Annotated in this window: 20 protein-coding genes; 17 read left to right on the top strand and 3 right to left on the bottom strand. The window is 49.5% G+C overall.

The features are described from left to right. Positions 1 to 332 precede the first annotated feature (332 nt). On the bottom strand, positions 333 to 1,223 hold the full coding sequence (locus QZR21_RS00900; protein WP_296096533.1) for a fumarylacetoacetate hydrolase family protein: 891 nt from the start codon (positions 1,221 to 1,223) through the stop codon (positions 333 to 335). Positions 1,224 to 1,654: 431 nt separating this feature from the next. On the opposite strand from QZR21_RS00900, the gene QZR21_RS00895 reads away from it, so the two are divergent. The 5 genes from QZR21_RS00895 to QZR21_RS00875 all read left to right on the top strand — a co-directional run bounded on the left by QZR21_RS00895 (position 1,655) and on the right by QZR21_RS00875 (position 6,416). Further along, on the top strand, positions 1,655 to 3,337 hold the full coding sequence (locus QZR21_RS00895; protein ID WP_296096422.1) for a glutamine--tRNA ligase/YqeY domain fusion protein: 1,683 nt from the start codon (positions 1,655 to 1,657) through the stop codon (positions 3,335 to 3,337). Next, positions 3,337 to 4,026 (top strand): hypothetical protein, encoded by a 690-nt coding sequence (locus tag QZR21_RS00890; protein ID WP_296973239.1) that lies wholly within the window; start codon positions 3,337 to 3,339, stop codon positions 4,024 to 4,026. The genes QZR21_RS00895 and QZR21_RS00890 overlap by 1 nt, the downstream gene beginning before the upstream one ends. 91 nt (positions 4,027 to 4,117) lie before the next feature. Then, entirely contained in the window at positions 4,118 to 4,546 is a 429-nt protein-coding gene (locus QZR21_RS00885; RefSeq protein WP_296096426.1) for a flavodoxin, read from the top strand. Between the two features lie 73 nt (positions 4,547 to 4,619). Then, entirely contained in the window at positions 4,620 to 5,057 is a 438-nt protein-coding gene (locus tag QZR21_RS00880; RefSeq protein ID WP_296096428.1) for a flavodoxin domain-containing protein, read from the top strand. Positions 5,058 to 5,246: 189 nt separating this feature from the next. Then, entirely contained in the window at positions 5,247 to 6,416 is a 1,170-nt protein-coding gene (locus QZR21_RS00875) for a pyridoxal phosphate-dependent aminotransferase (RefSeq protein ID WP_296096430.1), read from the top strand. 1,282 nt (positions 6,417 to 7,698) lie between these two features. Here QZR21_RS00875 and putP read toward each other — a convergent pair. Both putP and QZR21_RS00865 read right to left on the bottom strand, forming a co-directional pair. Further along, on the bottom strand, positions 7,699 to 9,183 hold the full coding sequence (gene putP, locus QZR21_RS00870; protein WP_296096432.1) for a sodium/proline symporter PutP: 1,485 nt from the start codon (positions 9,181 to 9,183) through the stop codon (positions 7,699 to 7,701). A 142-nt stretch (positions 9,184 to 9,325) separates the two neighbouring features. Beyond that, on the bottom strand, positions 9,326 to 10,489 hold the full coding sequence (locus QZR21_RS00865) for a nucleotidyltransferase family protein (protein WP_296973235.1): 1,164 nt from the start codon (positions 10,487 to 10,489) through the stop codon (positions 9,326 to 9,328). Between the two features lie 105 nt (positions 10,490 to 10,594). Between QZR21_RS00865 and QZR21_RS00860 the strand changes: the two genes are divergently transcribed. The 12 genes from QZR21_RS00860 (at position 10,595) to QZR21_RS00805 (ending at position 19,938) form a co-directional block, all read left to right on the top strand. Next, complete coding sequence (locus tag QZR21_RS00860) at positions 10,595 to 11,170, top strand: hypothetical protein (RefSeq protein ID WP_296096436.1); 576 nt, start codon at positions 10,595 to 10,597, stop codon at positions 11,168 to 11,170. A 26-nt stretch (positions 11,171 to 11,196) separates the two neighbouring features. Further along, the gene (locus tag QZR21_RS00855) at positions 11,197 to 11,460 is read left to right on the top strand and encodes a DUF4321 domain-containing protein (RefSeq protein ID WP_296096445.1); all 264 of its coding nucleotides are present in this window, start codon (positions 11,197 to 11,199) and stop codon (positions 11,458 to 11,460) included. Positions 11,461 to 11,566: 106 nt separating this feature from the next. Then, entirely contained in the window at positions 11,567 to 12,250 is a 684-nt protein-coding gene (gene radC, locus QZR21_RS00850) for a DNA repair protein RadC (RefSeq protein WP_296096447.1), read from the top strand. A 211-nt stretch (positions 12,251 to 12,461) separates the two neighbouring features. Further along, positions 12,462 to 12,803 carry a hypothetical protein gene (locus QZR21_RS00845; RefSeq protein WP_296096449.1) on the top strand — a complete coding sequence of 114 codons (342 nt, stop codon included), beginning with the start codon at positions 12,462 to 12,464 and terminating at the stop codon, positions 12,801 to 12,803. Positions 12,804 to 13,304: 501 nt separating this feature from the next. After that, positions 13,305 to 13,913, top strand: coding sequence for a MotA/TolQ/ExbB proton channel family protein (locus tag QZR21_RS00840; RefSeq protein WP_296973229.1), 609 nt, complete (start codon positions 13,305 to 13,307; stop codon positions 13,911 to 13,913). Then, positions 13,910 to 14,329 carry a biopolymer transporter ExbD gene (locus QZR21_RS00835; protein ID WP_296096451.1) on the top strand — a complete coding sequence of 140 codons (420 nt, stop codon included), beginning with the start codon at positions 13,910 to 13,912 and terminating at the stop codon, positions 14,327 to 14,329. The genes QZR21_RS00840 and QZR21_RS00835 overlap by 4 nt, the downstream gene beginning before the upstream one ends. A 12-nt stretch (positions 14,330 to 14,341) precedes the next feature. Then, positions 14,342 to 15,154 (top strand): energy transducer TonB, encoded by an 813-nt coding sequence (locus tag QZR21_RS00830; RefSeq protein ID WP_296096452.1) that lies wholly within the window; start codon positions 14,342 to 14,344, stop codon positions 15,152 to 15,154. A gap of 415 nt (positions 15,155 to 15,569) precedes the next feature. Beyond that, on the top strand, positions 15,570 to 16,208 hold the full coding sequence (locus QZR21_RS00825; RefSeq protein ID WP_296096454.1) for an amino acid ABC transporter permease: 639 nt from the start codon (positions 15,570 to 15,572) through the stop codon (positions 16,206 to 16,208). 3 nt (positions 16,209 to 16,211) lie between these two features. Beyond that, positions 16,212 to 16,946, top strand: a complete 735-nt coding sequence (locus QZR21_RS00820; RefSeq protein WP_296096455.1) for an amino acid ABC transporter ATP-binding protein — start codon at positions 16,212 to 16,214, stop codon at positions 16,944 to 16,946. A 231-nt stretch (positions 16,947 to 17,177) separates the two neighbouring features. After that, the gene (locus tag QZR21_RS00815) at positions 17,178 to 17,384 is read left to right on the top strand and encodes a cold shock domain-containing protein (protein WP_296096535.1); all 207 of its coding nucleotides are present in this window, start codon (positions 17,178 to 17,180) and stop codon (positions 17,382 to 17,384) included. A gap of 356 nt (positions 17,385 to 17,740) precedes the next feature. Beyond that, positions 17,741 to 18,304: an alkyl hydroperoxide reductase subunit C gene (ahpC, locus tag QZR21_RS00810; protein ID WP_296096456.1), complete on the top strand. Its 564-nt coding sequence runs from the start codon at positions 17,741 to 17,743 to the stop codon at positions 18,302 to 18,304. A 14-nt stretch (positions 18,305 to 18,318) separates the two neighbouring features. Further along, positions 18,319 to 19,938 (top strand): FAD-dependent oxidoreductase, encoded by a 1,620-nt coding sequence (locus QZR21_RS00805; RefSeq protein WP_296096458.1) that lies wholly within the window; start codon positions 18,319 to 18,321, stop codon positions 19,936 to 19,938. Positions 19,939 to 20,301 lie beyond the last annotated feature (363 nt).

Genomic DNA, 20,301 nt, shown 5'->3' with positions numbered 1-20,301 from the left:
GTGCATAAAAATCCTTATGAAATCTGACTCTGCGAATTAATCAGCGCTTCCCTAGAGAGGGAATAGCCCGCAGTGAAAAGGAATGGCGGCATATAAACAGGGATGTGCCGCAGGGGAATCCGATTTCCTGATAAATTGCTGGTGGAAACCGGTAGTCCCTATGTTTGTATTCCTGCCAGCTGCACATGGGCCTCCGGTCCCTGTTTTATATCAGTCCGCTGGCAGATGTAAGCTGTCATCTCTAGGCCATAAAAAAACGCTGTGAAAAGTGAATGAATACTTTTCACAGCGTTTTTTGATATTCTCAGTCCGGGCAGGCTATAGTCCTTTCCTTATTTTACCGTATTTCTCAATGTCCCGATGGGGTCGATGGTGATTTCCACCACATCTCCCTTCTGGAGGAATTTCGGCGGGTTGAAGCCCATTCCTACTCCCTGGGGGGTACCTGTGGCGATGACGTCGCCGGGGAGGAGAGTCATACCATCGGAAAGGACTTCAATCAGTCTTGGAATGGAGAAGATAAGGTCCGTAGTGGAGCCTTCCTGGCGGAGGTGCCCATTGACTTTGGTGTAGATGGTAAAGGGGACCGGCCAGTCACCGACCATGACGGTGGGACCCATGGGGCAGAAGGTGTCGAGGCTCTTCCCCCGGAACCACTGGACGTGCTTTTTCTGCAGGTCCCTGGCGGTGACGTCGTTGATGATGGTGTAGCCGTACACGTATTTCATGGCATCTTCTGCGGCCACATTGGTGCACCGCTTCCCGATAATTACGCCCAGTTCTCCTTCGTAGTCCACCTGGGATGTGGCAGAAGGATGGCGGTCGATTTCTTCATCAGGTCCAATGACGGAAGTGGTGGCTTTTGTAAAGAAAATGGGATTTTCAGGATTCTTTGCATTTACATTCTGGTCAAATTCCTTTACGTGGGCCTGGTAATTCTTACCGACGCAGAGAATATTGCGGCGGGGGTAGAAGGGGACTTCCAGTTTGACCTCTTCCAGTTTGATTGGTTCGATGGACTGGTCTTTTTCATTCATTTCCAGTGCCTTGGCCAGGTTCAGGAGTCCTTCTTCACCGGTTTCGATGAATTCTTCCATCGTTTCACCGAGGGGGATGAAGTAGGTCTCTTCCAGATCTTCTGCGGAATAAATGGAGGTACCATCGCTGGTGAGAACGCCCCACTGGCGCTGGCCGTTATGGTTATAAGAAACAAGTCTCTGCATGGTGTGCCTTCTTTCTGTAGTATACATATGCTTATCTGCTGATTCACTTATTATAGCATAGATTGGGGAAATTATTGCTGATAAGAAGCAGGGCGAAACGCATATATGGTTCATAAGGGTGGCCGGTTGGCATTGCTGGCCCTTGCCAACCGGTTTTGGTTTTACCTGGGCTGGTACCCGGTAAAGCGGGACATAAAGGTTGAATAGCTGACGTTGACGGCAGACCCACCTTATGCTCCTGTTTCAATGAGCAAAATAATATAGAAGCCACAATCCGGTGAACAGGCGCAGCGATGTTCACCTGCAGCCTTTAGCCCCATTCATCCGATTGGTACGTACCATTCACGACTTCCGCCCCTTTTCTATCTACTCCCATATGTGCTAAAATAACAGAAAGCAACTAATTTATCCGATAGAACGGAGGAAAAATAATGGAAGAAGAAAGAAAACCCGCTAACTTTATTGAGGCGGAAATTGATAAGGACATTGCGAATAACGTATATGCCGGCGGCCGTGTGCTGACCCGGTTTCCGCCGGAACCGAACGGCTATCTTCACATCGGCCATGTAAAGAGTATCTGCCTTAATTTTGGCATCGGTGAAAAATACCATGGCGCAACCAACGTCCGCTTCGACGATACGAACCCGACAAAGGAAAACGAAGAATTCGTAAAATCTATTCTGAACGACGTAAAATGGCTGGGCTTCAAATGGAAAGAGCCGGTCCACTTCGCTTCGGACTATTTCCCCCAGCTCTATGAATTCGCCTGCAAACTCATCCGCATGGGTCTGGCCTATGTAGATGACCAGAGCAGTGAAGAAATTCATAATACCCGGGGAGATCTGACCCATCCGGGAAAAGAAAGCCCCTGGAGAAACCGTTCCGTGGAAGAAAACCTGAAACTCTTCCAGGAAATGAAGGACGGCAAGTACAAGGACGGAGAGAAGTGTCTCCGTGCCAAGATCGACATGGCTTCTCCAAACCTGGTCATGCGGGATCCTGTTATTTACCGTATCCTCCATGCCACCCATCACAGGACTGGAGACAAGTGGTGCATTTATCCGCTCTACGATTTTGCCCATCCCCTGTCTGATGCACTGGAAGGGATTACACATTCCATCTGCACCCTGGAATTCGAAGAACGCCGGCCCCTGTACAACTGGTGCCTCCAGGCTTTCGACGGCAAGGAAAAACCGCGGCAGATTGAATTTGCCCGCCTCAACGTGACCACCATGATTACCAGTAAGAGAAAGCTCCGCAAAATGGTGGAAGCAGGTCTTGTATCCGGCTGGGATGATCCCCGTATGCCTACTATCAGCGGTATCCGGAGAAGGGGATATACACCGGAATCTCTCCGTAATTTCTGCGACCTCATCGGTGTGGCCAAGGCTGATAACGTGGTGGATGTGTCCCTTCTGGAATACTGCATCCGGGAAGACCTGAAGGCCAAGGCACCCCGCATTATGGCTGTTATTGATCCGGTAAAAGTGGTACTCACGAACTATCCGGAAGGAAAAATCGAATACATGACCCTTGAAAACAATCCGGAAGTGGAATCCATGGGCAGCCGCCAGGTTCCATTCGGCAGAAATCTGTATATTGAACGGGAAGATTTCATGGAACATCCGGCCCATAAATTCTTCCGTATGACCCCGGGCAAAGAAGTACGCCTTAAAGGAGCCTACATCGTGAAATGCGAAGATGTGGTGAAGGATGATGAAGGAAATATCAAAGAAATCCACTGCACCGTTGACTTCGATACCCGCAGCGGTACCCCCGGTGCTGACCGCAAGGTGAAAGGGACTCTCCACTGGGTCTGCGCTGATACGGCGGTGGATGTGGAATCCCGTCTCTATGATTACCTCATTCCGCCGGATGATAAAGATGACGGCCGTGACTTTATGGAAAAGGTGAATACCAATTCCCTCACCGTCATGCACAGTAAAGTGGAACCGTCCATTAAGGAATACCATGTGGGCGACCGGTTCCAGTTCCTCCGGAAAGGGTATTTCATCATTGACCAGGACACCACAGAAGACCATATCGTGGTGAACCGCATTGTAGGTCTCCGGGATACCTGGGCCAAACTCCAGAAGAAGCAGGCCAAAGCATAATGATGAAGAAGATTCTCATGGCCCTTCTGGCTGCAGGCTGCATCATGGCCGGTACCATCACTGCCGGCGCTGCCAATCGGCTGAACCTTCAGGGTATCGGCACCATGGATGTTCCCCAGAATATCACGTTCGAAAAAGGCCCCCAGAATGCACTTCCCTTCATGGCGGAAGGTGGCACAAAGCGGTTCTTCATCCGCAATGGCATGACAAAGAGTGACTACTATACCATGACCTGGAAAAAAGGGCCTGACTTCTCCTATGGCTGGGCCATGTCCCAGGAAACGGGAATACCTTTCCTTCTGGAAATCGGGGAAATCAGACATAAAGATGACAAACCTCTGGACCAGATGGATGTCATTGCAAACTGGCTGAACCGGAAGCTCATGGCCGATGGTGCTTCTTTTGAGGGGACGGCACCATTAAAGAAAATCGACGATAAAAAACACCCCCGGTGGGAAGGTTTTGTTACCATCACTACGAAGGAACAGGATATCACCTATCATGAAGCCTATACCCTCATTCTTCAGTGCGATGGCTACTTCACTACCCTGGGCATCATCAATTCCGATGGAGACCGGAGCGATATCACCGATAGTCTCAGAAAGATGATTTCCAGGAGGAAATTCCCTGAGAAAGTGAACCTGCTGGACCTTTCCAAAAGGGGCACATCCCTTACGGAATTTGAATAACCGTTCTTTTCAAATTGACAAGGACAACGGGAATCAGTAATATAGAAGTGTAAGACAAATTATCATGTTTGATTGACAGGAGGCTTTACAAATGGCAAAAGTTGCAATTGTATATTGGTCCGGTTCCGGTAACACAGAAGCTATGGCACAGGCCGTAGAAGAAGGTGCAAAGGCTGCAGGTGCAGAAACTACTCTGAGCTTTGTCAGCGATACCAATGCTGACGATGTAGCTGCATTTGACCACATCATCCTCGGCTGCCCGGCTATGGGTAACGAAGAACTGGAAGAATATGAATTCGAACCATTCTTTGAAGAACTTCTCCCGAAACTGAAGGGCAAAGTGGTTGCTATCTTCGGCTCCTACGCATGGAACCAGGGCGACTGGATTGAAAACTGGAAGAAACGTTTCGACGAAGCCGGCATTGCTCTGGCTGCTGATCCGGTCAAAGCATACAGCTATCCGGACGATGATGCACTGGCCGCATGCAAGAAGCTGGGCGAAACAGTAGCTAAAGCTTGATTAGGTCTTATAAAAAGGGCGTTCTTGAAAAAGGACGCTCCTTTTTCATAGGCAGGAAAGTGAGGAGATTATTATGGCAGAAAAAGTAGCAATTATTTATTATTCCGCCACAGGGAACACGGAAGCCATGGCTGAAGCGGTGGCGGTAGGGGCTAAGAGCACGGGCGCCGAAGTCCTTCTGGCACCGGTCTCCGATGTGGACCCCGTGGAAATTGGAAACACCTATCACCACATTATTCTTGGGTGCTCTGCCTGGGGCGTGGAAGTCATTGAAGAAGCCCAGATGAAACCGTTCTGCGAAAAGCTGAAACCCTACCTCAAAGGGAAAATCATGGGCATCTTTGGATCCTGCGGCTGGAGCCGCGGGGCCTGGCTGAATTCCTGGTATAATGAGCTTCACTTCGCCGGTGCCAAATTCCCGGCCCAGCCCCTCTTGGCTTACGGTTACCCCGATGAACCGTCCCTGAAAAAATGTGAAGAACTGGGGAAGAAAGTGGCGGAGACGAAGTAGGATGCCACAGCTGCCACAGTAATGTTTTTGCTCCATAGTATATCTGGAGCTAAGGGTGATGGGTGCTGTGGCGCCGGGGCGTGAGCCTTGGCATGCAGCCACAACCTTTATGAATCATCCATACGTTTGTGACATATCCTCTTTCATTTCGCCCATTTATTATACACAATCAATTAAGGAGACTAACCAATGAATTGGGATGAAAAATTCGCATCCAATATCAAAGAGGTGCCTTTCTCGGGCATCCGTAAATTCTTTGACCTTGCCAGCACCATGAAAGATGTCATTTCCCTGGGCGTAGGGGAACCGGACTATTCGGCGCCGGATAAAGTCATTGATGCCTGCATCGAAAGTCTGAAACGGAAGGAGACCTCCTATACCTCCAACTGGGGCCTTCTGGAACTGCGGGAAGAAATTGCAAAACTTTTCCATAACCGGTATCACGTGGACTACGACCCGAAGGATGAAATCATGGTGACCGTGGGCGTATCCGAAGCCATCGGTATCATCATGACTACTCTCCTGAACCCGGGAGATGAAGTGCTCATCCCGGACCCGGCGTACCTGGCTTATCCGGCCTGCGTATCCATTGCAGGTGGGAAACCGGTACTGGTACCTACCTATGAGAAAGATGAATTCAAACTCACCGTGGAAGAACTGGAAAAGAAAGTCACTCCCCGGACAAAAGCTATCCTTATCGGGTACCCGAACAATCCCACCGGTACCGTCATGGACAGGGATTCTCTCATGAAGCTGGCAGCGTTTGCAGAAAAGCACGATCTCATCGTCATTTCCGATGAAATCTACTGCGATTTGACTTATGAAGGGACCCATACCTGCTTCGCTTCCCTGCCGGGAATGAGAGAAAGAACCCTCACCATGAATGGATTCTCCAAATCCTATGCCATGACAGGCCTCCGCATCGGCTACGTCTGCGGTCCCCGTGAAGCACTGGAAGAGATCTATAAAGTCCACCAGTATGAAATCCTCTGCGCCAGCACCACCAGCCAGTACGGTGCCATTGCAGCTCTTCGGTACTGCGACGACGACGTAAAGGCCATGTACAACGAATACGCCGCCCGCCGGGAGATGGTGTATGATGGTCTCGTCAAGATGGGTCTTCCCGTATTCAAACCAAAGGGAGCTTTCTACATATTCCCGGACATCAGCTCCACCGGTATGGATGACGAAGAATTCGCCGACCGTCTCCTGACAGAAGCTAAAGTCGGCGTCGTACCGGGCACCTGCTTCGGCCCCCAGGGCAGGAACCATGTTCGCATCTCCTATGCCGCCAGCCGGGAAAATCTGGCAGAAGCACTGAAGCGGATGGGAGAATTCGTAGAGAAGTACAGAAAGTGATGGGCCCGAGGCACCGAGAAGCCGGATTTAGCATCTATTAGCCACTTTAACACCATCCGGATATGCCACAATGTCTGTACTACTCATACAACCATATAAGGCCCAAGGACCTTCCGATAGCACGCGCTTTTGCCTCTTTGATGACCGGTTCGGTTTGGGGGAGAAACTTCGGTTTCCATCCTTACGCCGGCGCCTGATTCAATGGACAAATCCTGCATCTTACGGACACCGGGTCTTTTTGGCGTGTTTACAGTTTGCTGATTCCAGGTATTTAATGTGGTCAAAGTCAAGGCAGCTGGTGTCCAAGCGGAGAGCGGCTTCGCCGCAGTTGGATTCCTGATGGCACTGCACCGGAAACGTGCAATTGACTGTACAGCAGGCTCCTTTCTCAGAAAGGAGCTCCCTACCGGGGTAAGGAATGGTGATGGGCACTGATGGAATCGGCCTTCAGGGGCCTGTTTCGCTCAAGGCCCAAGTCATTACCCGTCTGTAGGTATATTTAGTTAGTCTAACGTCGTAATCGTATCGGCCCTAAATTCAGACACCACAAAAACACGGAACTCTACGCCGGATCCCATCATACATCGAAGGTCGCCATGAATCAGGCATCAGCGCATTAGCTCAGCGGAAGATTGGTGGGATAAGCGGGGCTTTCCCTCTCTGCCGCAGGCTGCTCTAGGATTGGTCGTCAAAGCCTGCCGTTCGGTGAAGAGATATGTAGTGGCGATATTCCGTGTTTTCGTATTTGTTAAACTTGGTACTGCTTTGCAGAATTCTGCTGACCACTCCTGTCCGGACGGGAGCGGGGGGAGTATAGGAGAAGACCTTGCGCAAACAGGATACTTCCTTTTCTGACCTCTTTCCCTGCCTAGGATTTGGGAAGAAGGTCATACTTTTGTGAAAATGTACTGCTCTTAAGAGGACTTCTGATTTACCCCTCCATATATTAAAAGACCATTTCGAGGGTAAAATCACAACCAATTTTTGGATATTTAATGGCTCGTCAATAAACAGGGACGGGCAAGGGAGCTCGCGGCTGGCAGAGAGGCTCCCAGCTATCAAGCTTGCCAGGCCAGCCTGCGGTGCAGTTGAAAGAGGGGCTGCAGGCTGAAGTGATGGAGGTGACCGAGGGATTAGCTATGGTACACCCTTGGGAAGCGCTGCCTTATGGTACACGACAACGGCGGAGCCGCTGGACCTCAACTCTCATTTTTCAAATGTTTCAGTTATGGGAATATAAAAAAGGAACCGGGTTATTCATTCCGGTTCCTTTTTTTATTTTTTATTTTGAAAGCTCCAGTGCTTTTTTAAATGTTTCTTTGATGGTTTCCGATGGTTCCTTATCCAGAAGGCTGACCACCACAATGGCGATGACGGAGAAGAAGAAGCCCGGTACCAATTCATAGAGGCCGAACCATTCGAACTGTTTCCAGATGAGAACAGTGAGGCCTCCTACGATGACGCCGGCGTAGGCACCTTTCAGGGTCATGCGGCTCCAGTAGAGGGAGAGGAGCACCGTAGCGCCGAAGCAGGCTCCGAAGCCGGCCCAGGCGTAGGAAACGATGGAGAAGATATAGCTGTTCGGGTCGCTGCCCAGGTAGACTGCCACTGCCGATACAAGGAGGACCGAAAGACGGGAGACGCGGATGAGTGTTTTCTGGGAGGCATCTTTTTTGATGAATGCCTGGAACAGGTCACGGGATACGGCGGAAGAAGTGACGAGAAGCTGGGAAGAGGAGGTACTCATAATGGCTGCTAGGATGGCGGACCAGATGATGCCGGTAATGAAGGGCGCTGACAGCTGCTGGGCCATGAGGATGAATACCCGCTCTGCATTGGCGTTTTCCAGCGGGGTGGTGAGGTACGCCTTGCCTACGATGCCGATGGCGATGGCAAAGGACAGGGAGAGAAGTACCCAGGTCATGGCGATGCGGGTGGATTTTTTCAGTTCCTTCGGGTCACCGATGGCCATGAATTTTACAAGAATATGGGGCTGCCCGAAATAACCGAGGCCCCAGCCCAGGGAAGAAACCATCATGGCCACGAGGGCTGCGGTGCCGGTGGAGTCTGGGAAGAAGGAGAAGAAATCCCTGCCTTCCCCGGCCAGAATGTCCAGTGTCGGTACAGGGCCGCCAAGGGCAATCATGCCGGCTACGGGAACGTAAATGACGGTGAAGAACATCATGGTGCCCTGGATGAAGTCTGTAAGAGCTACAGCGGAGAATCCGCCGAGGAATGTATAGAATACCACGACAAAGGCCCCCAGCAGGAGAGCATGAAGGTAGGGAATGCCGAAGATGGTATTGAACAGCTTCCCCGCAGCCACGAAGCCGGAGGAAGTATAGATGATGAAGAACAGGATGATAAAGAGGGCGCAGATGAGGCGAAGGCCATTCTTCTTATCTTCGAACCGGTTGGACAGGTAGTCCGGGATGGTGAGGCTGTTATTGGCTACTTCCGTGTAGTTACGGAGTCTTTGGGAAACGAGAACCCAGTTGGCCCAGGTACCGATGATGAGGCCGATGCCGGTCCAAAAGGCGGAAAGACCATGGAGGTAAGCGTATCCCGGAAGGCCCATGAGCATCCAGCCGCTCATGTCCGATGCTTCAGCGCTCATGGAGGTGAGCCACGGTCCCAGCTGCCGGTCCCCTAAGATATAGGACGACAGGTTCTTCTGCCGGCGGGAATAGTAAATGCCGATACTCATCATGACCACCAGGTAGAGTATGAAGGCCAGGGCTATAGGCCAATTGTGTTCCAAATCCATGAATAATTCCTCCCATGATAGATTCGAAATGGTCGAATCCTTTTTGTAATGCTATATATCTATAAATGATAAAGGATTAGAGGAGTAAAGTAAAGGGAAAAATTGGGAGAGCCGATGAGAAGGGAGCCGCTGCCATACGGGTTCACAGCACTATGGGGGATTTATAATATTCCTGTCTGGCGGCTCTGAAATTTTCTTCATGGAGGCACCAGGAGCGGATATCACTGGCTTCTATGTCAAGAAGAAGGGAAGCGGTGATGGTGGGAGGAAGGGTTCGCAGGGCTTTTGCCATAGAGGTAATGACTGGGATGGGAATATCATTCAGAAGCCTGTTTTGTTTTCTCCGGAGAGCCAGAAGACGGGCATAGGATGGAATTTCCCGGGAAGTGAAGGGGGAGGGGCCGGTGCCGCCAATGAGGAGCTGGGCGCCGATCCGCTTGAGACGGCTGTAAAGATATCTTTTACTTTTGATGTGGTCCAGCATGTCTTTGTAGGAAACCCGCTGGGATTCCCGGAACCATTTATGTTCCAGGCCTTCTGTGAAAAGGCCGGTGGATGAAAGAGCTTTCTCATCCAGAAGACGGGAGGTGAGGAGGCATGCCTCTTCGTAGCGATGGAAATCGGTGAAGCGGCCTTCTTCCATGAGCTCCTCTGCCTCTTCATTGGCCCCCAATGGCAGCAGGGAAGTGGTTCCGTTTTCCAAAAGTTCTTTTCTGGCGGTGGTGGCGGAAATGTTATGTTCCATATCCCTATGGAACACATGGATGACCATGGGCCATTGATGGGAGAGAATGACGGTGGCATAGCGGCAGCCGAGAAGGTTGTTCGGCTTCGTGAGCTCTTCTGCCAGATGGGGAGAGTGGATTCTCATGGCTTCCGCCGAAGCCTGGGCATAGGAAAGGCCTTCTTTCAGAAATTGGTGCAGCGAATCCCTCCATGCTTCCGTGAGGCCGTAGGATGCTGCTTCTTTCAACTCTTCCGCTTCCAGGGATTCGGTGCCGAAATAGATGGTACCGCAGCCCAGGGAAAAAAGGAGCCGGGCCCCTTCTTCTGCAAAGCGGTCCGCACTCTGGAGGGATGCGAGCACCGGCAGTTCAAATACCGCATCCACGCCGGCTTTTACGGCCCACTTTGCCCGGGTCCAGGGATCAAAGAGAGCCGGCTCTCCCCGCTGCACAAAGGAACCGCTCATGACACCAAAAATGGACATATCCGGATTGTTCTCTTTCAGCTTTTGGAGCATTGTCTCATGGCCCCGGTGAAATGGATTCCATTCCGCAACGATACCTGTAATTTTATTCGTCATTTTCTGTACTTCTCCCTGTATTACGGCTTAATTTTTTTTATTTTATCATAGCAATCCTTCTTATGGTATAATGAGAAAAATAAACTCCAAAGAAAGTGTTGAGCTATGAATCATAAAAAAACGAAACTTTTATTATCTGCGGGCCTCCTTCTGGGGACGCTCCTTTTTGCGGGATGCGGCAACAGTCTGGACGACCAGTTCCCCTTTGGGAAAAACCGCATTCATTGTGATAATGAGACTATCACGATTTCTACGCCCTTTGAACTGGTTTCCAATGGAAAACAGGTGGATCTGGGGGCCCGGGATGTGTCGAAGGTGAATGCGGAAGGCCACAATGCCCATCTCCAGATTCTGGTGACCGGCAACAGGGTCTCCGATGATGTGAATGAGACGAAGCTGGCATCGGAAGCGGAAGAGGTGCTGAAAAAGGATTCCGCTATCTCCAACCTGAAGTCCTCTAAGAAATCTTTTACCTCCGGCGATATCAAGGGAACGGAACTTGTTTTTACGCTGACTGAATCTTCCAAGGGCCGGAAAACAGATCTCACAGTGCAGGAATATATATTTACCCAGAAGAATACGGTATGGCGGGTCATCTACCAGTACCGCAGCAGCGATGAAACCGGACGGGCCTTGGCAGATCGGGTAGCCGGGAAAATTGCCTTGGGCAGTGAATTTTAAAGTATAAGAGCTATAGGAGTCTTTATATGCGTTTTTCCAAGGGATTTCTCCCTTTGCTTCTTTTTCTGGCGGCCGGTGCCCTCATTGGCGGTATTCTGGGACAGCTGCTGGAGGGAGCTAATTTTGTGGGCCTCATGCCGTATCTGACAAGGACCTTTGAAATTTTCGACCTGAAGGATATCATCCTGAATCTGGGCATTCTCCAGCTTCATTTCGGGATTCGCTTCGCACCGAATCTTATCAGTATCATTGGTATCCTGATTGCATTCTGGCTGTATAAGAAATTCTGATTGAGCCTGCAGCCATAGCAAGGTGCAGTTGATTCGGCGATAGGGCGTATCATTACAATTTCATAGATTCTATTTCTTCCCTGATTCCAACCTTGAGGTGAACACTATGCTCATTAAGGAAATGCGTCACGAAGACAAGCCGAGAGAACGATTTGCCATATCCCCCCAGCTGGCCAGCAATACGGATCTGGTTGCTATTCTTCTTCGTACCGGCAGGCAGGGCCATTCTGTCATGGAAGTGGCTAAAGAAGTGGTGGATATGCTGGAATCAAGCTCCGGTATCAATGGCTATGAGGATTTAAACTGGCGGGATCTCATCGATATTAAAGGAATAGGACCGGATAAGGCGGTCACCATCTGTGCAGCAGTGGAACTTGGACGCCGGCTTTCCCTTCTCTGCAGCAGGAGGAAGCTGGTAAGTTTCAGTGCTCCCGATAAGGTGGCCGCTTTTTTTATGGAAAAACTGCGCCATGAGAACCAGGAACATTTTCTGGTTTCCTACCTCAACGTTAAGAACCGGCTTCTGGGGTACCAGGAAATTTCAAAGGGAAACCTCAATGCGGCACCGGTGGATATTAAAGAAGCCATGAAGTGGGGCATCCGCTATAAGGCATACGGTATGATTCTCCTTCATAACCATCCTTCTGGATACCCGGAGCCCTCTAAGGAAGATATCGAAGTCACAAAGACATTCGCTGCCGGTGCCAGGCTGCTGGATATGCAGGTCCTGGACCATGTCATCATAGGGGATGGTACCTTTGTCAGCCTTCATGAGAGGGGAATTATATAAATACCCGGTTGGAACCCGGTGAGGGAGTCCCTGAAGCATTGAAAGGCTGAATCACGGACAATCGGATTAATTACAGGCTTGATCTCTGTATTCCCGGGGGCCTGTGGTAAAGTTCTGCTCTGTAATTTCTATCAATTATTATGCGCAGAACGCAGCAAGATGATATAATAGTAATTGGTAAAAGTTCACTGCAAAGGACAGGTGTTTATTGATGGAAGAAATGGAAAAAGGAAAGAGATATTCCGCAGAGTCCAAAGGATATACCTCCAAGATTTATGAAATTCGCTTCATTCCTATCATGGAACGGCCGGAATACCAGGAAGGACCGGAACGGGAAGCCCTGGAAAGACTGCAGAAGGAAATGGCGGATAAGGATTTCGATAAATACGTGAATAACGGCCTCAACCGCATCATCTATGATGAAGGTCGGCTCCTTCTGATTACCAGGTCTGAAATGTTCCGTACCATGCTCTATGGTCCTTTCTTCAATGCTATCTGCAAGTCTTTCAATGTAGATAACTTCCGGGTGGTCAGCGAAGTAAACGGATACTGATTTGGTTATAACCTTATACCAGGAAACTGCAGGATGAAAATCCTGCAGTTTTTTATGTGCGAAAATTCCTCGGACAGGAAATGTGAAAATGAGGCTGAGGCAGCTATGACGAAGGTGGCGTCAATCTAATAGGGAACGCAGCAGGCAAATCAGTTTTTCTGACAACTGATTGCTGGAAGCTCCAAAGGGCTGTGTGTACACTCGGCCATGACAACAATCGGCCCCAAAGTCCTGTACAGTACAACGCTCTCCATCCACGGGCCTGATTCTTTAGTCCTTTAAGTTCCTTGCGCCGATTCAGTTACCTTTTCTTTCATGGTAAGCGGGATAGCTGTAAGCCCGCATCTCTCCATCTCTATCTCGACCTTAGCTATCTACTTTATAAGATGATGAACAAAATATTAAATTTGACGGGAATCTATAAAAATGATAATCTTAATATGTATTGGTTAGAGATTAATAAGTAATCTCAGAAATTTTATTTTTCAGGAGGCTTTTCTGATGGATTTCCTTCATTTGTTCCGTGACGGCGGGTTCATGATGTATCCGCTCATTCTTGCGTCTATTATTGTGGTGGCTATTTTTATTGAACGGTTCCGATACTACCATGCATCCCGATCGAATGTGGAAAAACTGGCGAAGGATATTCCTGAATATCTCCGGGCCGGTGATGTGGAGGGCCTGAAAGAAGACCTGAAGCAGGACGGCGGTATTCCCGCGTCTGTGATTCTGGCAGGAGTGGAACACCTTTCCTTGAAAGCGAGCCAGACTTCCATCATTGAAGGCGCTGCATCCCATGCGGCAGGGCTCCTGAAGAATTACCTGAATTACCTGGATGTCATCGTTACACTGTCCCCGCTCATGGGACTTCTTGGTACGGTTATCGGTATGATTGGTTCCTTCAATGTGCTCTCTGTTTCTAATGGACAGCCCTTTGCCGTAACCGGAGGCGTAGCGGAAGCACTGGTATGCACGGCCACTGGCCTTTTCGTGGCTATTATTTCCCTGATTGCCTATACCTATCTGTCCCAGCAGGTCAGCAATTTCGTTTCCCAGATGGAAAAACTGGGCTCCCTCTATCTGGCTATTGTAGAGGCGGATAAAGAATGAAACTGGAACCGATGAATGTGGAGAAGAAGCCGAAAATAATGATCATTCCTATGATCGATATCATCTTCTTCCTCCTCGTATTCTTCATGATGAGTATGCTTTCCATGGTGGTGCAGAAGTCCATCAACCTGAACCTGCCCCAGACGGCATCGGCCAAGGTGAATGTGGAACAGACCCTTCCTGTCAGTATCACCTCCGATGGCACCATTTACGTAGAAAAAGAAAAAATAGCAAAAGATGATTTCCGGAAGCGTATGGAAATCGAAAAGAACCGGAATCCGAATGTGGCCATTGTCCTTCGGGCAGATGCCAAATCGGAACATGGGGACTTTGTATTCGTGCTGGACCAGTTGAAATCTGTGGGCATCAGCAAAATCGGCATTGCCACAGAGTCAAAGACCGGTTCCAACTCCTGATGAGGTGGTGTCATGCGTAAAATAAAGTACGGATGGCCCTCCGCGTTTGGACTTTCCCTTTTGGGCCATGGCGCGCTGCTCTGTGCCGTGGCGGGCCTTATGCTTCTCTTCCCGCCGCCCCAGCCGAACCGGGAACCGATTGAAGTGGATCTCGTAGCCGATGTCGGTGGCGGCGGTGGTGGAGGAGGTGGCGGTGCCGAAGCGAAGGAAGAGGAACTTCCGAAAATCCACGAAGCCAAAGCGACTCCAACCCTTCCTCCTCCGCCTCCCCAGCAGCAGGATGAACAGGCGGAAAATGATGTCCATGAAATAGCACCCAAAACGGATCAGGCAGCCCAGCCGTCCGATTCTTCGGCCAGCACGTCCGGCTCTGATTCTTCCGATTCCGGCGGCAGCGGATCCGGCAGTGGCGGTGGCAATGGAAGCGGTACCGGCAGTGGTGATGGAAGCGGCACGGGCCCCGGCAGCGGATCCGGCAGTGGCGGTGGTAACGGAAGCGGCAATGGCAGCGGGAATGGAGATGGCTCCGGTGATGGAAGCGCCCAGACCGGTGAAACATCGGGTCCCCAGCTCCTTTCCGCACCGGCTCCGGCTTATCCCGAATCTGCCCGCAGGGCAGGAATTTCCGGCACCACTGTGGTGGGTATGACCATCAGCACCGATGGCTCGGTTTCCAGTGCCTGGGTGGAAAGCTCCTCCGGCAATGGTACACTGGACAGTGCTGCAGTGAATGCGGTCTATGGATGGCGATTTGTTCCTGCCAAGCAGAATGGGACCGCCATTACCGCTAACTCAAGGGTACCGGTCACATTTAACCTGCATTGATATTGAGATAGAAATTGAATCCGGGATTGAGATTACGGTGGATTGATGGCTTTAGAACCTGTATCTGATCCGTGGTGTCCAATGAAAATGAGGTACTTTCCTCTATAGAAAGTACCTTATTTTCTATGGTAATTAGTATTTCATGAATTCGCCCAGCGCTTTTTATGCGGCCCTTCTCCATGTGTATGCATGATTAGGGAATATCTCATCCGGTACTGCCTATGGGTACGGTGGTTTTACGCCGCAAAGTGATGGGGCTGCTCTAGTGCCGCAGGCCTGTTCCCCAGATCTTGCCCCCGGTCTCGATATCAGTGGTTTTGCCGCCTTTCTCCTATTGACGCCCTCCTTTCAAGTTAGTATAATTATACAAGTATTATCTCAAATTATGCTTTAACATTGTAAGGAGTAAGACCCGATGAATTTTGAACTGATTGAACATGCCCTGCCTATGCTGCTGGTGGGGGCGGGGGTTACCATTGAAATCACTGCCGTCAGCGTGGCCATAGGCTTTTTGATTGGCCTTTTTGTGGGGATTGCCCGCATCTGCCAGGTGAAAATCCTGCGCATCATTGCGACCATCTATGCGGACTGCATCCGTGGTACCCCGCTTCTGGTCCAGATTTTCCTTATTTATTTCGCCCTGCCTATTGTTACGGGCCAGCGGGTGGAACCGTTTGTGGCGGCTGTCGCTGCCTGCGGTATCAACAGCGGTGCCTATGTATCTGAAATTTTCCGTGCAGGCATCCAGGCCATCGATGTGGGCCAGATGGAGGCAGGCCGGTCTCTCGGTCTCTCCTGGTGGCAGACCATGTACTATGTTATTCTTCCCCAGGCAGTCCGCAACATCCTTCCGCCCCTGGGCAACGAATTCATTGCCATGCTGAAGGATTCTTCCCTGGTTTCTGTCATCGGCTTTGAAGAACTGACCAGAAGGGGACAGCTCATCATCGCCCAGACCTATGGATCCTTTGAAATCTGGACAACCGTTGCCATCCTGTACCTTATCATGACACTGGCAATTTCCCGTGTAGTAGCTTGGCTGGAGAAAAAATAAATCATGGCAGATAAATATTTAATAGAAATCAATCATGTAGGAAAGAAATTCGGCGACCTTACGGTGCTGAAAGATATCAATGTGAAAGTGAAGGAGAGGGAAGTGGTGGTCATCATCGGACCGTCCGGTTCCGGTAAGAGTACTCTCCTACGCTGCATTAACGGATTGGAACAGCCCACCAGCGGCTCCGTCATTTTTGATGGCACTCCGGTGAATGGAGAAAAGAACATTAACGAAGTGAGGACCGAAGTGGGCATGGTGTTCCAGCGGTTCAACCTGTTTCCCCATATGACGGTGATCCAGAATATCATGCTGGCTCCCATGAAAGTCCGGAAAATTACGAAGAAAGAAGCCTATGACCGGGGCATGCACCTTCTGCAGAAGGTGGGCCTTGAAGATAAGGCGGATTATAAGCCTGCCCAGCTGTCCGGCGGCCAGCAGCAGCGCGTGGCTATTGCCCGGGCGCTTGCCATGAAACCGAAGGCCCTTCTTTTCGATGAACCTACATCGGCGCTGGATCCGGAAATGGTCCACGAAGTTCTGGATGTCATGAAGGAAGTGGCGGAAGAAGGCATGACCATGGTCGTGGTTACCCATGAAATGGGATTCGCCAAGGAAGTGGGGGACCGGGTTCTCTTCATCGATGGCGGTCTCATCGTAGAACAGGGTACGCCGGATGAGGTCTTCAACCATACAAAGGAAGAAAGAACGAAACTCTTCCTGTCACAGGTACTGTAGCTGCCTCAGCTGCTTTTCAATGTTTGGCACCCATATTTTTAAAGCCCGATAGATACACTTTAAATATTGCATATTTATGCATGAATGCATAAATGATTAACGCCTTCAAAGGGATGTCCAAAACTTCTAAAATTTTGCGTATTTCTCTATATTTTGGTTGACGCAATCATAGATTTATGGTATTGTAAATCTGTGCCCAATCGGGGCATGGTAGTAATTTTTTTAGGAGGAATTTCCATGAAAGGTACAGTTAAGTGGTTCAGTGCAGAAAAAGGCTATGGATTTATTGAAAGAGAAGAAGGCGGCGATGTTTTCGTTCATTTCTCCGCTATCCAGGCTGATGGTTTCAAGACACTGAATGAAGGCCAGAAGGTCGATTTCGACATCATTGATGGTGCAAGAGGACCCCAGGCTGCTAACGTAAAAGTTGAAGGCTGATCACTTACTGAAGCTATATAGCGTAAGTTTCTGAATCTGAAAAGGAAGGCATACGATATGCCTTCCTTTTTCAGTTGGAGAAAGAGGTAGTGAGTTATGGTATTTTTCTGACGTCACTTATCTATGAAATCTTGTCAATTCTGATGATGGCGGGTTATTGTCCTCGTCTCTTCGATTTTAATTCCAATTTGGAAAGTGACAATACTAAAGGTTTTCCGTTTTTTAAAAAAAACTATATTGAAATTTACAGATATGGATGGTATAATACTTTCAGAAAGTTAAATATGCTTCGTCACCATTAAATGTAAAAACGAAGCAGACAGTTCATATATTTTATTTCCAAGGAGGAAACTATTATGTCTTTAAACGGTAAGAAAATCAGCGAATTCCATGTTAAAGCGTATCAGAACGGTGATTTCATCGATGTAAGTGATAAGGACCTCATCGGTAAGTGGAGCGTTCTTTTCTTCTATCCGGCTGACTTCACCTTTGTATGCCCCACGGAACTGGAAGATCTCCAAAATAAATATGACGAATTCAAGAAAATCGGATGCGAAATTTACTCCGTATCCTGTGATACCCACTATGTACATAAAGCATGGCATGAATCTTCTGAACGGATCGGCAAGGTAGAGTTCCCCATGATCGGTGATCCTACTGCTTCCCTGTCTAAGGACCTGGACATCTACATCGCTTCTGATGGTGTCACCGAAAGAGGTACCTTTGTCATCAACCCGAAGGGTGAAGTGGTGCTCTATGAAGTCAGCGCAGGAAATATCGGCCGCAATGCGGATGAACTGCTCCGTAAAGTAGAAGCAGCTCAGTTCGTTTATGAACATGGCGATGAAGTATGCCCCGCAAAATGGCATCCTGGTGAAAAGACACTGAAACCGTCCTTTGACCTGGTCGGCAAATTATAATCACAGGAGGCATCATGGAAAAAACATATGATGCCATCATAGTAGGCGGAGGACCGGCAGGGCTCTCCGCCGCTATTTATATGGCACGGGCCCGGTTTCATGTACTGGTGATTGAAAAAGAGAAAATGGGTGGACAGATCACCATTACCTCGGAAGTGGTGAACTATCCCGGTATTCTCAAAACCACCGGCGAAGCCCTGACGTCTATCATGGTCCGGCAGGCACAGAACTTCGGCGCCCAGTTCCTGACGGCCGATGTGACGAGCCTTGACCTGGAAGGGGATTTCAAGACGGTCCACACGAGCCGTGGTGATTTCAAAACCCTGGGTATTGTCTATGCCGGCGGCGCCCATCCAAGGCTGGCCGGTTTTACGGGGGAAGAGAAATACAAAGGTCACGGCGTGGCCTACTGTGCCACCTGCGACGGCGAATTCTTCACAAACCGCATTATCTTCGTCATCGGCGGCGGCTATGCAGCGGTGGAAGAAGGCCTTTTCCTTACCCGGTACGGCAAGGAGATTATCATGGTGGTTCGAGGCGATGATTTCTCCATCAACTCTGCCGCTGTGGAGGAACTGAAGGAAAATCCCCATGTCCACGTGCTCTACCATACGGTAGTGGAAAAGGTGGAAGGAGACAGTGCCGTGCGCAGCGTGCTCCTGAAGGACCGGAAGACAGGTAAAGAGACAGAATACAACGCAGCTAAAGGCGATTTCTATGGTGTCTTTGTCTTCGTAGGCTATGCACCGGAAAATGAACTTCTTAAGGGGCAGGTGGACCTTGATTCCCGGGGCTATGTCATAACTGACAGGAACCAGAAGACCAGTGTGGATGGTGTCTATGCAGCCGGAGATATCTGTGTAAAGGAACTCAGGCAGGTGGTGACCGCCGTTTCTGATGGTGCCGTGGCGGCTACGTCCCTGGAAAAATACCTGGGCAGCCAGTACAGGAAACTGAATATGAAGCGGACCTACGTGAAGAAGGTGGAAAAGAAAGAAGAGCCAAAGGCACCGGTAGAAACAGCCGATGACAGCGCCTTCCTGGATGAAGAGACCCGGCAGGCCCTGAAACCTGTGCTGGACCGGTTCACCCATCCTATCACTCTCCGCCTTTACAAAGATGATACGGATCTGTCCTACGAAGATGAAAAACTGCTGAAAGAGCTGGCTTCTCTGTCGGATAATGTGTCCTATGAAACTGTGGATGCTCCGGCAGGAAAAGAACATACCATTTCTATCCTTGGCTCTGACGGTAAAGAAGCAGGCCTCAGCTTCCATGGAGTCCCGGGAGGACACGAATTCAACTCCTTCATACTGGCTATGTATAACACAGCCGGTCCCGGACAGGACATAGGGGAGGACATGCAGAAACGAATCGGATCCATTTCCAAAAAGAAACAGATCACTATTGCCGTGTCCCTATCCTGCACCATGTGTCCGGACCTCGTTGCGGCAGCCGAACGAATCGCAGCGGATAATCCTCATATCACTGTAGATGTCTATGATCTTGCCCACTATCCTGAGCTTCAGCAAAAGTACAACATCATGAGCGTCCCCTGTCTCATTGTGAACGACAGCGATGTACACTTTGGTAAAAAGGGAGTAGCGGAACTGTTGGATATATTGGAAAAATAAAGAATCTGAAGAAAATGCGCTGCGACACATTTGTGTAGCGGCGTATTTTTATGATTTTTACCGGTGAGGATCATTGAATCTATGGCGACAGTGATTTATTCGCAGAGTTAGATGGGGTGAAGATTTTTATACAATATTGCTGTCTTGATCTCTTCAAAAAGTTTATTCTTCCAGGTGTTTCTTTCCGTATATTGCATATAAATCAATAAAGTCCGATGACGATTTTATCAGTACATCATGAAGAGGTTCGTCTATTTCAGTTTATCGAGCTAACGGTTTCTCCCATTTAGCATGCATATGAGTAAAGTCGCGAGACTTGTGCTGGACGGCCGCATAGCGGTAAGTGTGTACCCTTGCCCGCTT

It is taken from the genome of uncultured Dialister sp. (assembly GCF_900541605.1).
Classification (GTDB): domain Bacteria; phylum Bacillota; class Negativicutes; order Veillonellales; family Dialisteraceae; genus Dialister.
This window is presented reverse-complemented; position numbering and strand designations above follow the sequence as displayed.